Genomic DNA, 15,745 nt, shown 5'->3' on the forward strand with positions numbered 1-15,745 from the left:
GTTGGATGACTTTTAATGAACCATCAGTTACGTACAGGTTTGAGCACCGTTCCGGAAATGGACGACGCTCAGTTCGTTCGCTGGCAGAGTCTGCTGGAAGAGCGCACCGGGATGTGCCTGGCGCCACAACGCCGCTCGTTTCTGCAGACCAGTCTTGGTCTGCGGATGCGCGAAGTCGGCTGTGACAACTATCAGGAATACTACGAGCGCATTGTTAATGGTGCCTCGGGTGCGATTGAATGGAGCACGCTGGTCGACCGTCTGACCGTTCAGGAAACCCGCTTCTTCCGTGATCCCGATGCTTTTGCTTTTGTTGAACAATTTGTGCAGCAAAAAGCAGCAGAAGCTGGCAGCGATGACACGCTGGAATTCTGGAGTGTCGGTTGCTCTTCCGGCGAAGAAGCCTACAGCCTGGCCATGGTGGCAGAGCGTTACCTGACTCCACAGGGTAAACGTTATGCCGTCACCGGCACTGATATATCCACCATCGTATTACGTAAAGCCCGTGCCGGCCGTTATCAGCCACGTGCCCTCGATTGGGTCGCGGATGAATACCGCCAGCTGGGGTTCAGGGATCTGCAGCCGGGCAGCCCGGTGCAGGTATCCGACACGCTGCGTCAGCGCTGTTGTTTCAGTCAGGTTAATATCCTGAATCTGGCCAACTGCCCGCTGCAGTCTCAGCATGTTATTTATTGCCAGAATGTACTGATTTATTTCCGTCGCTGGCGTCGCCGTGAAATTCTTAATGTCCTCGCCGAGCGTCTCGCTCCCGGTGGCATATTAGTGATTGGTCTTGGGGAAATGGTGGACTGGCAGCATCCGTTACTGGAACAGGTTCATAGCAGCCGGGTATCCGCGTTTGTGCGTAAGCAATCGAATTCGACAGGGGAGACCACAAGGCGATGAGCCAGGACTACATCGCCCTGGAATGGGTAAAAGGGGAAATCGAAGAGACTCTGCAACAGGCCCAGCAGGCGCTGGAAGCTTATGTGGAGAATCCCCAGGACAAAAGCCGGCTGAAATTCTGCCTGAGTTACCTGCATCAGATTCACGGTACTCTGCAGATGGTCGAATTCTATGGTGCCGCTCTGCTGGCTGAAGAGATGGAGGCTATCGCGTCAGCGCTGGCCGACTCTGCGCTGGGCAATGAGCGCGACGGTCTCGAAGTGCTGATGCAGGCCATTATTCAGCTGCCGCATTACCTTGAGCACGTCAAAGTCGGTCGCCGCGATCTGCCGGTGGTACTGCTGCCAATTCTTAACGAACTGCGTTCAGCGCGGGGCGAAAGCTTCCTGTCTGAAACGGCTCTGTTCGCCCCGAACATTCAGCAGAATGCTGCACTGACCGACGCTCAGGCGGCGACTTATGCCAGTGATGATTTCCGTAACTGGGCACGCAAAATCCGTCAGATGCTGCAGACTGCCACCCTGCAGTTGCTGCAGAACAAACAGCCGGATGTCGCCAAACAATACCTGAACAAAGCCTTCGCCCGACTGCACAAAGCGCTGGGTAAAACGCCACAGGGTCTGGTGTGGTTGCCGGCGCTGGCATTCAGCGAATGGCTGCTCAAGCAGCAACATTTGCCAAACAGTGCCAAACAACTGCTGCGTCAGCTGGATCATTTGCTGAAAACCGCCATTGAAGAAGGCGCGGCGGCCATTAATCAGCCGCCATCGGATGAGCTGCTGAAGAACCTGCTGTTTTATGTCGCCCGTACAGATGTCAGCGGTGAAGCTATCCGTCAGGCGCAGGAACAGTTTGGTCTGCGTCAGGCGCTGCCGACAGAAGCAGAAATCCAGCAGGAACGTGATGCGTTATCCGGCCCCGACCGCGATACCGTCGGTCATGTGCTGGGCGCACTGGTTGAAGAAATTGCGGCTATTAAAGATCGTCTTGATCTGCTGGTACGCAGTGACGATGACCGTAAAGATTCTCTGGCCGCGATTGCGCCAAACCTGAAACAGGTTGCCGATACCATGGGTATGCTCGGTCTGGGCATGCCGCGTAAGGTGATGCAGGAACAGCAGAGTCTGGTTGCCCGTCTGCTGGACAGTGGTGATATTGATGACAGTCATCTGCTCGATATGGCCGGAGCCTTGCTGTATATCGAAGCCACCCTCAGTGGTATGCAGCGTGAGGGTGACCTGAATGCCCATGCCGGTGAAAGCACCCTGTCTGATGCTCAGAAGGCGGTGCTGCGCGAAGCGCGTAATGTGCTGGAGCAGGTAAAAGACGCCATCGTTGAATACATCGCCAAGCAATGGTCGGTTGACGAGTTGCAGGATGTTCCGGGCCTGCTGCACACCATTGAAGGTTCGCTGAACATGATCCCGCTGCCACGGGTGGCGGGTATACTGTCGCGTGCTGCCGCTTTTGTGCAAACGCAGCTCATTGATGAACGTCTGAAGCCACAATGGTCGGTGCTGGATATTCTTGCCGACGTCCTGAGTGGTGTTGAATACTTTATTGAGCGTTACTCTGAGAACCCGCGCAGTGCCGGTGCTGAGTTGCTGGATAAAGCTGAAGTCTCACTGCAGGATTTACCGGCGACAGAATCATTGAACGACTCGCTCGATGATATTTCCTTTGAAGGGGATGAAAACCTGCCGGAAGTAGATGTCACTTCGTTTGGCGAAGCACTTGCTATTGATGACGATGAAGACGCAGAGATTGTTCATGCAGAACCCGAGCTGCATCAGGCTGTACAGCTGGAAGAAGCCGATCTTGATCTGAGCGCCGAGGATGTTGGCCCTGATGTCGTAACCGATATTGAATTACCAGAGCCTGAGACTGACCGCGACGATAATGTGGTCAGCCTGGATAGTGTGGCTGGTGAGGATATCAGTTTCGATTTTGACGAACTGCAGGCAGAAGATGATACGGCTGATCTGCATGAGCTGGTCGATCACCTGCGTGAAGAGCAGGCTGCAGAAGAACAGAGTGCTGCAGAATACGATATTACAGCTGCAGAGTCCGACAGTGCAGAGGTTGTTTCTGAGGCAGAAGTTGTTACTGCAAGCGCTACTGCAGCGGCGGATGACGATGACGACGACCTGATCGACGATGAAATTATCGAAATCTTCCTCGAAGAAGCTGAGGAAGTGACCGAAACCCTGAATGAATTCTGGCCACAACTGGTATCAGATCCCGCCGATAAGGAAGCGCTGACCACGGTGCGTCGTGCGTTCCATACTCTGAAAGGCAGTGGCCGTATGGTCAGAGCCGAATTTATCGGTGAGCTGGCCTGGTCCATTGAGAACATGTTTAACCGTGTACTCGACAACACCATTGAGATTGATGCCAACCTGATTGCACTGGTTGACCATGTAATCACCCAGCTGCCATTGCTGATTGATGATTTCCGCCAGAAGCGTCCTGCATCCATCCCGACACAACCCCTGATGGATTACGCCACTGCTCTGGCCGCTGGTGAGAGTGTTACTGCCTTTTCTCAGACACTGCAGCCGCAAGGCGGAGAAGAGCCGCTGGCCGTTGCCGATACTCAGACCGTCGCCGAGACGGAAGACAGCAGTGATGAAGATGAAGACGACGCTCTGCTGGAAGTGTTTGAAGGCGAAGCCCGCTCGCATCTGGTGACGCTGGATGAGTTTGTTCAGGAGTCACGTACAGAAGACTTTATCAACGCCCTCAGCGATCAGCTGCAGCGTGCGCTGCATACGTTAAAAGGCAGTGCGCATATGGCCGGTATTACCGCCATCGCCAATGTGGCTTCGCCACTGGAACGCCTTGTTAAAGAACTGCGTGCCTACCAGATTAACAACAGTGCAGAAGTCGTCGGGCTGATTGCCACAGGTTCGGCGCTGATCGCTTCAGCACTGGAAACCCGCGAGCTGCTGCTGGCCGAACATATTGAGGGTGCCGACGCTTATGTTGAGCGTCTGCAGCAACTGGAAAAACAGCTGCTGGAACCTTTGCGAGTTGAGCATTCTTCCCGTCGTGGACCGAATCCACAGGCGATTGCCCAGTTCCTGGCGCAGGGCATGGATTCACTGCTGGATGCCGACCGCCTGCTGAACCGCTGGCATAAAGATCATGATGACAGCGTACTGACTGCGCTGGGGCAGGATCTGCAGGAAGTTGCTGGCGGTGCTGCCGAAGCGGAAGTTCCGCATATTCAGGCGCTGGCTGATGCACTGAATAATCTCTACCTGCGCATCCAGAATGAGCAGGCTGAGCCAACCGAAGATTTACTGGCACTGGCAGCTGAAGCTCATGAAGCCGTGCTGGCTATGATGGATTGCCTGGCGGCTGGTCAGGAAACCCAGAGTCCGGATGAATTGCTGATGCGCATCCGCAACTGGCAATTCCCGCTGCCGGAAGTCGCCGCTGATGATCTGCCGGTACTGCAGCTGGATGACATCGTTGCCGATGAAACAGCTACCGATACCACCGACGCTGATGATGCCGACAGTACAGACCTGACGATTGATATCGACGAAGACGACATTACTCTGGCCGATATTGCTGGTGATGTTTTGGATGCCGGCGACGATACGGATGCCGGGGTTGAAGACGTTGCCGGTTCTGCCTTCGACCTGAGTGATGAAATCGACGAAGAGCTGCTGTCAGCTCTGCCAGAAGAACAGGGCCTGCAGGATGAAGATTTGCCACGTGCGTCTGAATTGCAGCCTGCTGTCCCCCCTGTTGTTCAGCCAACAGCACAGACCGAAACGCGCAACGAAATGGAAATGCTGCCGCTGCCGGCGGTAGAAGATGGTGACGAAGACGAGATTCTGGAGATTTTCCTCGAAGAAGCGCAGGAAATCACCGAATCCGTCGAAACCGCTATCCAGCGCTGGCGCCAGCATCCGGATAACTTACTGCATGTTGCCCAGCTGCAGCGTGAACTGCACACCCTGAAGGGTGGCGCACGTATGGCTGAGTTGTCGGAAGTTGCTGACCTCTGCCATGAGCTCGAGACGCTGTACGAAAATATTAATGACGGCCGTCTGGCGGTTCAGGTGCAGATTTTCGATCTGCTGGACCGTGCCCATGATGAGCTGGGAAGCCAGTTGGATGCTGTGCGCGAAGGCGTACGCCCGCAGGCTGCGGATGAAATGATCGTGGCTATCCGCCAGTATCTGAAAGGTGAAGCCTATGGCGAGTTGCCGGAAGAGCTGGATGAGCTGACAGCTGAAGAAAATGACGCTGATGAATTAAGCGTACAGCCTCCTGTGCCGGTGGTGCAGTCGGAAACGCTGGATGAGTCAGACCGTGAAATTCTGGAGATCTTCCTCGAAGAAGCTCACGAGCTGCAGGAGTCTCTGGATCGTGCGCTGCACAGCTGGGAACAGGAACCGGCCAACACCGAAGGTGCCGAAGAAGCCCAGCGGGTGCTGCACACCCTAAAAGGCGGTGCGCGTCTGGCCGGTCTGACTGAGATCGGCGATCTGGCGCACAACTTTGAAGCCAATATCCTGAAGGCTCAGCAGGGGCAGATTGATCGCTCGCCAGCGTTCTTCCAGGCAGCTTATCAGCGTCAGGATGAGCTGATTAATAAGATTGATGCGGTCGAAGCGATGCTGGCTTCTGACGGTCTGGTGGTGCTGGGTGAAAAATCCCTGGTTATTGAACCGCTGACAATTGATGCCGAGCCTGACAGCAGCGCTGATGCTGAGATTCAGCCGCAGGAAAGTGCAGCTGAAGAGACTCTTACTGCAGTAGCCCCGGTTGAAAACACGGCTCCGGCAGCAGCCGATTCAGCTTCGAATGTTGTGCCATTGCGCCGTGCCGCGCCGGAAGCACCAAAACAGGATAAAGCTGCCGCTCAGCAGGCTGCGCGTAAGGCGCCGCAGGAGCTGGTGAAAGTATCTGCCGATCTGCTCGATAATCTGGTTAACCTTGCCGGTGAAACTTCCATCGGCCGTGGTCGTCTGGAACAGCAGGTTACTGACTTCTCCCATACCCTCGAAGAGATGGATATGACGCTGGATCGTCTGCGCGATCAGCTGCGTCGTCTGGATATGGAAACCGAGGCGCAGGTGATCTTCCGCCAGGAACGTCAGGGCCCTGATTATGAAGATTTCGACCCGCTGGAAATGGACCGCTATTCGGCCATGCAGCAGCTGTCGCGTGCGCTGGTGGAATCGGCTTCGGATTTGCTCGACCTGAAAGAGACGCTGAGTCACAAGACCCGCGATGCAGAAACCCTGTTGCTGCAGCAGAGCCGGGTTAACACGGAACTGCAGGAAGGTCTGATGAAGACCCGCATGGTACCGTTCCAGCGTCTGGTTCCGCGTCTGCGCCGTATTGTGCGTCAGGTCAGTCTGGAACTGGATAAACAGGTCGAACTGCGCGTTCACAACGCCGACGGCGAGATGGACCGTACCATCCTTGAGCGTATGATTTCGCCGCTGGAGCACATGGTGCGTAACGCGGTTGACCATGGTATCGAGAACCCGGCGCAGCGTGCTGCTGCCGGTAAACCGGATGTCGGTAATATCGAACTGGACATCAGCCGCGATGGCGGCGACGTGGTTCTGACCATGAGCGATGATGGCCGTGGGGTGAATCTCGAGGCGGTTAAACGCAAAGCGATCGAACGCGGACTGATGGATCCGGATGCTCACCTTTCCGATCAGGAAATTATGCAGTTTATTCTGCAGGCTGGTTTCTCTACCGCCGAAGCGGTGACCCAGATTTCCGGTCGTGGTGTGGGGATGGACGTTGTATCCAGCGAAATCAAACAGATGGGCGGCAGCGTTGAGATTCAGTCTGAAGCCGGCGCCGGTACCCGCTTTATTATCCGTCTGCCGTTCACTGTGTCGGTTAACCGTGCGCTGATGGTTCGGGTTGGTGACGACCTGTACGCGGTACCGCTGAATAACATTCAGGGTATCGTACGGGCGCCGGTGGCGCAGTTGCAGTCACTGTACGAGCAGCCGCAGGCCGAACGCAAATATCACTACGCAGGTACCGACTACCGTATCGAATACCTGGGCGTGATGCTGGAAAACGAAGCGCAGCCAAAATTCAGTGCTCAGCATATGCCGTTACCGGTACTGCTGATTCGTGGCGCGATACCTTTTGCTCTGCAGGTGGATTCGCTGCTCGGCTCACGTGAGATCGTGGTAAAAACCCTCGGTCCGCAGTTTGCCAGCGTAATGGGCGTATCCGGCGGTACCATTCTGGGTGATGGTAGCGTGGTTATCATTCTTGATCTGCCGGCGATGATCCGTACTCAGGCGAGCCTGGAATATCAGCAGGCGAAACTGCTCGACAGTCAGGCGGCCGAGCGTCGTCACGAACTGGAAAACCGCTTGCCGCGTATTCTGGTAGTGGATGACTCGGTGACGGTACGTAAGGTAACGACCCGTCTGCTGGAGCGTAATGGTATGGAAGTATTCACAGCTAAAGACGGTGTGGATGCGATGGCGACGCTGCAGGATCACAAACCGGATCTGATGCTGCTCGATATCGAAATGCCACGTATGGATGGTTTCGAGGTTGCCTCGCTGGTGCGCCACGATTCCCGCCTGAAAGATATTCCGATCATTATGATCACCTCGCGTACCGGTGATAAACACCGTGAACGGGCGATGTCGATTGGTGTGAACGAATATCTGGGTAAACCTTTCCAGGAAGACTTGCTGCTCGGCACTATGAACCGTCTGCTGGGGCGCGAGGAACACTGACATGGCCTTGCCCAGGGTAGGCATCCTGGCCGACGACCGGCTGCAGCAACACCTGCTCAAATCCGCTTTGATTCATTTCGGGTTTGATGTGGTGATTAACACTGATCCGCAGCGTTTTGTGCTGCTGGATCACAGTGAGCTGCAACTGGACGCCTGGCTGGTGGATCTCCGTCAGGAAGACGACGAAGAAAATATGCAGTGGCTCGAACAGCTGCTGGATGGCGATGTGCCGGTCTTGCTGGGCCTGGAAAAAGCGCCGCAAAAAACCTGCACCACGTATCCGAAATGGGAAAAACGCCTGTACGGCAAGATGCGTGAAATCATCAAAGTGACGCCGGTGGTGGCCGAAGATGTTTCCGTGCTGGATCGTCTGAACACACCAACAACGTCCCCCCGTATTCCGCTCCCCGGTGTGTTTGCCAATCAGGATTTTACCGGCAAAGCCGCGGCTCAGGTCTGGGTGCTGGGTGCGTCATTAGGCGGGCCGGGAGCGGTCAAAGATTTTCTTGACGCCTTACCCGGTGGTTTACCAGTGGCGTTTATTTACGCTCAGCATATCGATCCGCGCTTTGAAGAATCACTGTGCAAGACCATTGGTCGTCATGCGCAGTATCAGTTGAAAAACTTTGTTGCCGGTGAAGTGCTGAACTGCGGTGAAGTGCTGGTGGCGCCCATCAGCGATGAATTCCGTTTTGACAGTAACGGGCTGCCACACAGTCTGGAACGCGCCTGGCCTGGCCCTTATGGACCATCCATTGATCAGGTGATTCTGAATGTGAACGAATACTTCGGCCAGCGGGCCGGGTATATTTTGTTCAGCGGCATGGGCAATGATGGCTCTGAAGCGGTAATGAGCCTGAATGACAGTAAAGTGCCGGTATGGGCGCAGGCACCGCAGAGCTGCGCTAATGCCTCTATGCCGGAAAGTGCGATTGAAACCAATCGCGTTAACTATATCGGCGACCCTTATCAGCTGGCACTGCAGCTGGTGAATTGCGTTAAACACAGCTGGATAAATATTCATGAGCCAATCCATCACTAAAACCAATACACCGGATCAGGTCGATTGCCTGTTGATTCCGCTGAAGGATAAAAACCTGCTGCTGCCTAACGTTTCGGTGGCGGAAATTATTCCTTTTTCCCATCTGTTAACTACAGCTTCCAGTGTTGACTGGATTCTTGGCCGTATCGACTGGCGTGGTACTCCGGTGCCGGTGTTATGTTATGAAATGCTTAACCGCCAGGCTGCTCCGGCTCCCAACCCCAATGCCCGCTTTGCCATCGTGAATGGTGTGGGTGCCCACCCGCAGATGCCTTTTTATGCGGTGCTGGTTCAGGGGATTCCAAGTCTGGTGCATATCCGCGAAAGCGAAATTCAGGAAGTAGAAGCCATGCATATGGGGGACTATGACCAGAGTGCAGTCAGCATTGGCCAGGATGCTGCCATGATTCCTAATCTGGAGCTGGTTGAACAGGCACTGTTACGGCATATCTGACACAGACAGTCATCATGCCTTTATTTTCGTAGCAGTTGCTTACGAATGCGCGGATCTATGAAACGAATTCTTATTATTAAGATGTCTGCTTTGGGGGATATCTTACATACGCTGCCGGCTGTAACCGACGCCTTAAAAGCCAATCCTGATATCTGTTTTGACTGGCTGTGTGAACAGCCCTTTATGGATGTTGCCCGTTTGCATCCGGCTGTCAGGCAGGTTATCGGACATCCGCGCTTACGCTGGAAAAAAAATCGCTGGTCGATGCAAACGCTGCGCGAGCAGTTGTCGTTTTATAAAGCGCTGCGGCACGAAAAATACGATCTGGTGATTGATGCCCAGGGCCGTATTAAATCGGCACGGGTCGGCTGGCTCAGCGGCAGTCCGGTGGTCGGACTCGACAAAGATTCAGCTACGGACTCTGAAACACGCTTATTTTACCGCCAAGGGTACAACGTACCACGCGATATGAATGCTGTGGAGCGGGTGCGTAAATTGTTCGCACAGGCGTTGGGCTACCAGTACCAGGGGGAACCTGATTTCGGTATTCAGGGTCACAGGCTGGATAATGCTTTTCCTGAATATACCGGTGCCTGGATTTGTTTTCATGGAACGACCTGGGCGTCCAAGCACTGGCCTGAAGCTAACTGGATTGACCTTCTGGCTCAGGCAAAACAGGAACAGCAAATGGTGTTGCTCCCCTGGGGGAGTGAACAGGAAAGACAAAGGGCGGAACGGCTGACCACGGAGGCGCAGTGGGGTGTGGTGCTGCCGAAACTGTCGCTGTGGCAGTTATCCGGAATTATCAGTCGCTGCGCTGCTGCTGTTGGTGTTGATACCGGCCTGATGCATATTGCGGCTGCCTGTGGTGTGCCTACCGTTTCAGTATTCGGCAGCACCAGTATTGCCTTAACGGCTGCCCATGGTGAGCGGGTGATTAATCTGGCGTCTTCGTATTCATGCTCTCCCTGTCTGAAAAAAGTATGTCCCCTGAATGAAGAATCACCGCCCTGTTATGCAGAATTAAATGCGACCAGAGTCAGGGACACAGTAAGAGAACTGTCAGGTAAATATTGTGAATAAACTGCTCGTGTGTGGTTTCTATACCGAGAGCTATCGTGACGACATTGAGCGTCTGGAAATATCTCTGAAACGTTTTTCGATGGACTATCAGTTCACTCCGGTTGAGCCACAAAGCTGCTGGGAAGCAACCACAGGTCTAAAGCCCAAGGTGCTGCGCCAGTGTTTACTGGATAACCCTGAACGCGATGTTCTGTACATCGATGCCGATGCATTTGTGCGGCGCGAAATTACCGGCTTTGATGACTTTGACGGTGATATTGGTATTCACTTTAATGAGCAGGGTGGTAAGCGCGCGTCACACAGTATCCGCACCGGGACGATTTTTCTGCGTAATACTCCGGCTACGCTGGAGTTTCTTGATCAGTGGATTGCCAAACAGGCACTGAATGAACACTACTGTGATCAGGACAGTTTTCAGCTGGCCTACGACGAACCCCATACCGCGACCTTCTTTAACCTGCCGGTTGAGTACGTAAAAATTTTCGACAAGGATAATGTGAAATCCTATATCGAACATTTTCAGGCCAGTCGCCGCAATGAAGATAATAAAGCTGTCAGCCGTAAAAGGAAGAAGAAAGTCCGCAACCTGATCCTTCTGCTGGTGAATTTTGCGCTTTATGGTCTGTTTTATTATCTGGGGGGGCTGTAGGAATGGCAGAGAACAGAAAACTGGCCATCCTGATGTACCACCAGGTGGGTGATTTCAGAAACATAAAAACGCTGAAGGCAAACTATTGCCACTATAAGCGTTTTGCCCGACAGATGCTGATGCTGAAACTGACCGGGCAGCATGTTATTCCAATGAGTGAAGTGCCTCGTTTTCTGAGTGGTGAGGGGGAATACCCTGAGCACTGTGTCGCCATTACCTTTGATGATGGCTACGAGAATTTTTATCAGTATGCGTACCCGGTTCTGAAAAAATACCAGCTTCCTGCCATGGTTTATATAGTATCCGGTGAGCTGTCCGGGCGATCGGAATGGCTGAAAGAGGATGGCCATCGGCCGCAGCCGTTAATGAGCCGTGAGCAGATTTGTGAGGTGTATGCCAATGGTATTGAAATCGGCAGCCACAGTGTCACTCACCCAAGACTGGCGCAGCTGAATGCAGATGCTTGCTTTCAGGAATTACAACAGAGCAAACAGGATCTTGAAGAGCTTCTCGGTGATACGGTTGATCATATCTGTTACCCCTACGGTAGTTTCAGTGAAGAGGTCGGGCAGCAGGCAGCCAAAGCCGGATATCGTGTTGGCACAACCACCGTAAAAGGTCTGGCACTGCCTGATCAGAATCTCCTGAGCTTACCGAGAAAAGCGGTGTCGTTTAATGATGGCGTACTGAAAACCTGGAAAAATATTCACAGATTATGAACTCTGATTCACGGACGAATGCCGAGCATGGTCAGGATATGACAGGGCATCTTTTTATCGTTGAGACTGAACTGCAACTGTTGGCAGCTATGGCGATAGAAGATCAGTATTTATCGGTGGACCGTGATGTTGCCCATTACTTCGTGACATCAGATAAGCTGCAGAATGCGGCGGCTGAACGGGGAAAAAATAATCTGACCTTGCTGGACCGTAATCACCACGGCGGTCTGCTGGGTAAGATCCGTTTTATTAAGGAAAATACCCGCACAGTGTTGAATGTTGCTGAATCTCTTTCAGTGGGTAGTGATTCCTGCGTTTTATATATCCCCCGTATAGACGATATTTATAACAATGTTCTGACTGCTCAGTTCAGGAGAAAGAAACTCGGCAAGGTCGCACTGTTACCGGATGGTGCATTAAATATCTTCAGCAGTAATATCACTGCCGCCTGCCGTAAGAATTTAAAAAAGTGGAGTCTGAAACTCAGGCTTCTGGCGCCGGGCTACCGCGTTCTGCAATATGACGGCGACGAGCTTGGGGCAGATTCTGAGTGGGTTGATGTTATTTATTCGTTTAATGGTCTGAATACGGGTTATTGTGCGGATAAAGAGCGTTATATAGAGTTTCCTGTACAATTTTCAAAGACAGGTGAATCTGATAGCGCAATGATTATCGGACAAAATTTTCTTGCCTATCATCAGGCCAATCATGACTTTGTCGCCACAGTTACTGCTGAGATACATAGCCTGCTTGGTGTATTGAAGCCGCAACGTATTTTTTATGCTCCTCACCCTCGCGCTGTAACAGCAGAGTTCAGAACAGATGGGATGGAACCGGTTTCCGGTCCTTACCTCTGTATTGAGGAAATGATTGCTGTGCTTGGCTGCCGTTATGTTATTTCCTGCAACAGTACAGCTCTTTTTACTGCCCGTCTGATTGATCCATCCATCCGGTGTTATGCTGTTGGTGCAGAGAGCTCTCCCATTCAGAATCAATATCAGCGGGAGAGTCTCCTGAGTGCTATGCAGGATGCCGGGATTAACGTTGTAACGCTGCCTTCTGCTGTCCATGCAACATAATACCGAGCATTACTCCCAGTAACGTCAGATGTTTTTCAGCAATAAATCGTATAAAGAACCCATCGACGGTTAAGGAATAACCGGCGATTGTCAGCGTGATAATCACCACCGCATATTTGTGTGGATAGTCAGGCCGGACATTCAGGCTTTCCCTGCACAGGAAAAAACCAAACAGCATCAGGCAAGTAAGGCCTGTCAGTCCCATAGTAGCCAGAGTGTTAAAATACAGACTGTGGGCCTGAACAAAATAGCGTCCTCCCCCTGTGTCGTAATCGCAACCTAAGCTCTGGTCCTGGCTTGCTGGGCGGAACTGATGCGTTCCAATACCGAACACAGGCTTCTCTTTGGCCATACAGATTGCGGTTTCCCAGAGTACCAATCTGGCACCGGTAGAGTTTTGGTTGTTGCTTTCACCTTTAACGTAGCTGGTTACGCTTTTTACTGCCCGATCAATGCCGGATTGTAGTGGTGAATAATAAACAGCCGTTGACAGGAGAGTGAAGACTGCCAAGCTGGCAAAAATGATTTTCACATTTCTGAAATGGATAATGAAAAAAAGAAAAATCACTGGGAGTGCCAGAAAGCTGCCACGAGTGCCAGAGGCCATTGCAGCATACAGATAGAACATTGAGGCCAGTAAGGCTAAAGCAGAAATCTGCTTACCTGATTTCCAGAATGAAAAGCTGAAATAGGCTGAGATTACCGTCAGGAGAAAAGCGCCATTGCCAAAGCCGACAGAATTTTCATCACCGAAGACTCTGCGTACAATTTTAAACCCACCTAACTGGTCATGGGTGACCCAAACATAACTGATACTACCGAGTAATAATGCAAAGACCAGTTGAGGAGCACGCAGGCCTGAGAAATAAATACCGGCGATTATCAGTGGCAGTAACAATAAACGGAATTCAGGTTCCAGCTTCTGCAGATCCGCGGGGTAGTCCGACAGCAGTAATGAAATCAATGCCACAAAGAAAAATGCAAATCCAGCAAGAATGGTTTTACGATAAGGAGCCAGAGCGCGGATTTTTACTTTTCCGGATATCAGAACAATGGCCCCAAGCAGCCAGAACAGGATACTGACATCGGTTGCTATCGATTTTTTGATGGGCTGTACGATTAGAAAAATTGCAACAAGCAGTGTAATAATATACGACAGAGGATTAGCAGAGATATCGCGCCAGAGATTTTTGAGCAGGCTGGTCGTATGGTTGGTAATGTATGTCATTCGGTTCCTGCAAATATGTAAGTTTTACTATAGCGGCGATGTTTTAAGATAAGAGGCACCATGATAAAAAGAACGCTAACACACAGTGTGTATCAGCGTTGATCAAGATGAGAGATGGTTTCCATTGTAGTAATGCCAATATTTTCAAATAATTTGTAGAAATCAGGCTTCTCAGAAGTAAATGCTGTTACTTTTAAGGTTGGTCGGAGCCAGCGTGCTATGACCATTGTTGAGGACAAATCGCCCCACACTTCACATTGATCTGACAAATAGGGGAGCAAAGCCTCAAAACTGACCTGAGAAGGTAACAGGCAAACACCTTCAGCAGCGAGTGACAATGGATCCGGCTGTTTATTACGGGGATGGTATTTGACGGCAACCCGCTTACCTTGTGTGCTCTGTTGCCGGATGATAGCGAGGATGCGTTTCTTATAGTCCGGGTCTCGCTCAAATAATGACTCATGAGGCAGTGTGACAAAAGTATCTATCTCTGCCAAAGCAGCTGGCTCAACTCCGTTATTCAGCATCATCGTTTCTGACAGCTCCAGCATGGCCGGGCTGTTGAAACGGGAAGCATCAAGCGGTGTTATATGCTTCCCGCGTAATAACGGATGTACCAGGTCGGGAAAAGCCGGATGTATATAACTTATCCAGTCGGAACCGCCGATGGTTGGAGGATTTTTCCACCACATACCATAGCTGATTTTTTTAATAAAATTATCAATGATCATGTCCTTGAATGAACGGGAGGCTTTTCTGCCCACATAGGTGAATACTCCCTCGTCCATATAATGACCAACAGGATTGCAACCAAGAGTTGTGGCCGCGTGCATAGCAAACTGGAATTCAATACGGCGGTCATTGCCGACAAATATATGTTCCGGTAACAATTCGGCCAGTTTACTTTTCAGGGTGCTAAACAGCTGTCTGCGTCTTTTCAGTTTATTCAGCAGGCCGGGAAAACGGCCATAATACAAACTGACAGAAGAAAAAGGTGAGTCCGGCCAATTACAGACAATATCGTACAGCGCATACGGTTTCCCTTCGGGCTGATCGATGAATATCAGATGAGCATCCTCGCCGGGACGGCCGGCAGCGATAGCGGCGGCGGTATAGAGGTGGAGAGTTGTTGATGCGAAGTAAACTGAGTTAGCCATACGGGGTCCATGTACTGTTCGCGGTGCAGTCTACCTTTCAGTGCTGGTAGGGGGCAAATGTTTATCCGTGCATATCTCAAGGCTTACCTGACCTATACAGTTGGAAGCTAGAAGGTCAAATAATTCACAATTGGAACTTATGAGGTCGAACAAGGGCAATTTATGGAGGCCTGCCATGAGCAGATTAATACCACTCTAGCCAAGATATACTGGCAAGCTTCTCCTTCTCTCATTATGTTCAGCATCAAAAAATTCGCTATCTTCTTGTCGCTAACAATTATTCATCCACTGACTGCTGATCATTTTCTGTCGTTACTCAGGTAAGTATTCAGCGTACAACGGGTAATGCCGAGTTAGCATTCTAGCAGAAAATCTTTGGCTTGTTTTCCGCTTCAACCATCATTGGATAGGATTATGGTCTGAATTCGGCTATGTGATATTTATCTATATGTATCCCATAAATGTGATGAAAATTAAGAAGATTCTTGGTTTATGAACAGAATCTTAACCTATCCGGTTTGTTTCTTCGGCTGGGTGATCAGGCTTAAATCTAGCTCACTTCGATCTGATGCCCAATAGAGGAAGTGATACGTCAGGGCCCTATAATGTTACAGCATGTATATACAAGAAAGTATAGCCAGCATCAGGGGAGCTTTTAATATTAATACTGGCTATGAAC

General features: G+C 51.5%; 10 protein-coding genes. 8 read left to right on the top strand and 2 right to left on the bottom strand.

Going from position 1 to position 15,745, the window contains the following annotated elements; genetic code table 11:
• Positions 1 to 15 precede the first annotated feature (15 nt).
• Genes HUF18_RS05640 through HUF18_RS05675 form a run of 8 tightly spaced genes read left to right on the top strand, consistent with a single transcriptional unit; the run spans position 16 to position 12,681 of the window.
• The gene (locus HUF18_RS05640; RefSeq protein WP_145466907.1) at positions 16 to 906 is read left to right on the top strand and encodes a CheR family methyltransferase; all 891 of its coding nucleotides are present in this window, start codon (positions 16 to 18) and stop codon (positions 904 to 906) included.
• Positions 903 to 7,655, top strand: a complete 6,753-nt coding sequence (locus HUF18_RS05645; RefSeq protein WP_225691445.1) for an Hpt domain-containing protein — start codon at positions 903 to 905, stop codon at positions 7,653 to 7,655. The genes HUF18_RS05640 and HUF18_RS05645 overlap by 4 nt, the downstream gene beginning before the upstream one ends.
• Before the next feature lies 1 nt (position 7,656).
• Entirely contained in the window at positions 7,657 to 8,697 is a 1,041-nt protein-coding gene (locus tag HUF18_RS05650) for a chemotaxis protein CheB (RefSeq protein ID WP_145466903.1), read from the top strand.
• Positions 8,678 to 9,151 (top strand): chemotaxis protein CheW, encoded by a 474-nt coding sequence (locus tag HUF18_RS05655; protein WP_145466901.1) that lies wholly within the window; start codon positions 8,678 to 8,680, stop codon positions 9,149 to 9,151. Before HUF18_RS05650 ends, HUF18_RS05655 begins: the two co-directional genes overlap by 20 nt.
• Positions 9,152 to 9,208: 57 nt before the next feature.
• On the top strand, positions 9,209 to 10,234 hold the full coding sequence (waaC, locus tag HUF18_RS05660; RefSeq protein WP_145466899.1) for a lipopolysaccharide heptosyltransferase I: 1,026 nt from the start codon (positions 9,209 to 9,211) through the stop codon (positions 10,232 to 10,234).
• On the top strand, positions 10,227 to 10,883 hold the full coding sequence (locus tag HUF18_RS05665) for a putative nucleotide-diphospho-sugar transferase (protein WP_225691446.1): 657 nt from the start codon (positions 10,227 to 10,229) through the stop codon (positions 10,881 to 10,883). The genes waaC and HUF18_RS05665 overlap by 8 nt, the downstream gene beginning before the upstream one ends.
• A gap of 2 nt (positions 10,884 to 10,885) precedes the next feature.
• Positions 10,886 to 11,602 (top strand): polysaccharide deacetylase family protein, encoded by a 717-nt coding sequence (locus tag HUF18_RS05670; protein ID WP_225691447.1) that lies wholly within the window; start codon positions 10,886 to 10,888, stop codon positions 11,600 to 11,602.
• A gap of 38 nt (positions 11,603 to 11,640) precedes the next feature.
• Entirely contained in the window at positions 11,641 to 12,681 is a 1,041-nt protein-coding gene (locus HUF18_RS05675) for an alpha-2,8-polysialyltransferase family protein (protein ID WP_225691448.1), read from the top strand.
• Here the strand turns inward: HUF18_RS05675 and HUF18_RS05680 are convergent.
• Positions 12,641 to 13,909, bottom strand: a complete 1,269-nt coding sequence (locus tag HUF18_RS05680; RefSeq protein WP_225691449.1) for an O-antigen ligase family protein — start codon at positions 13,907 to 13,909, stop codon at positions 12,641 to 12,643. The genes HUF18_RS05675 and HUF18_RS05680 overlap by 41 nt on opposite strands.
• 92 nt (positions 13,910 to 14,001) lie before the next feature.
• Positions 14,002 to 15,066, bottom strand: a complete 1,065-nt coding sequence (locus HUF18_RS05685; RefSeq protein ID WP_225691450.1) for a polysialyltransferase family glycosyltransferase — start codon at positions 15,064 to 15,066, stop codon at positions 14,002 to 14,004.
• Positions 15,067 to 15,745: the final 679 nt, after the last annotated feature.

It is taken from the genome of Thalassolituus sp. ST750PaO-4 (assembly GCF_020320405.1).
Taxonomy (GTDB): Bacteria; Pseudomonadota; Gammaproteobacteria; order Pseudomonadales; family Oceanobacteraceae; genus Venatoribacter; species Venatoribacter alkanivorans.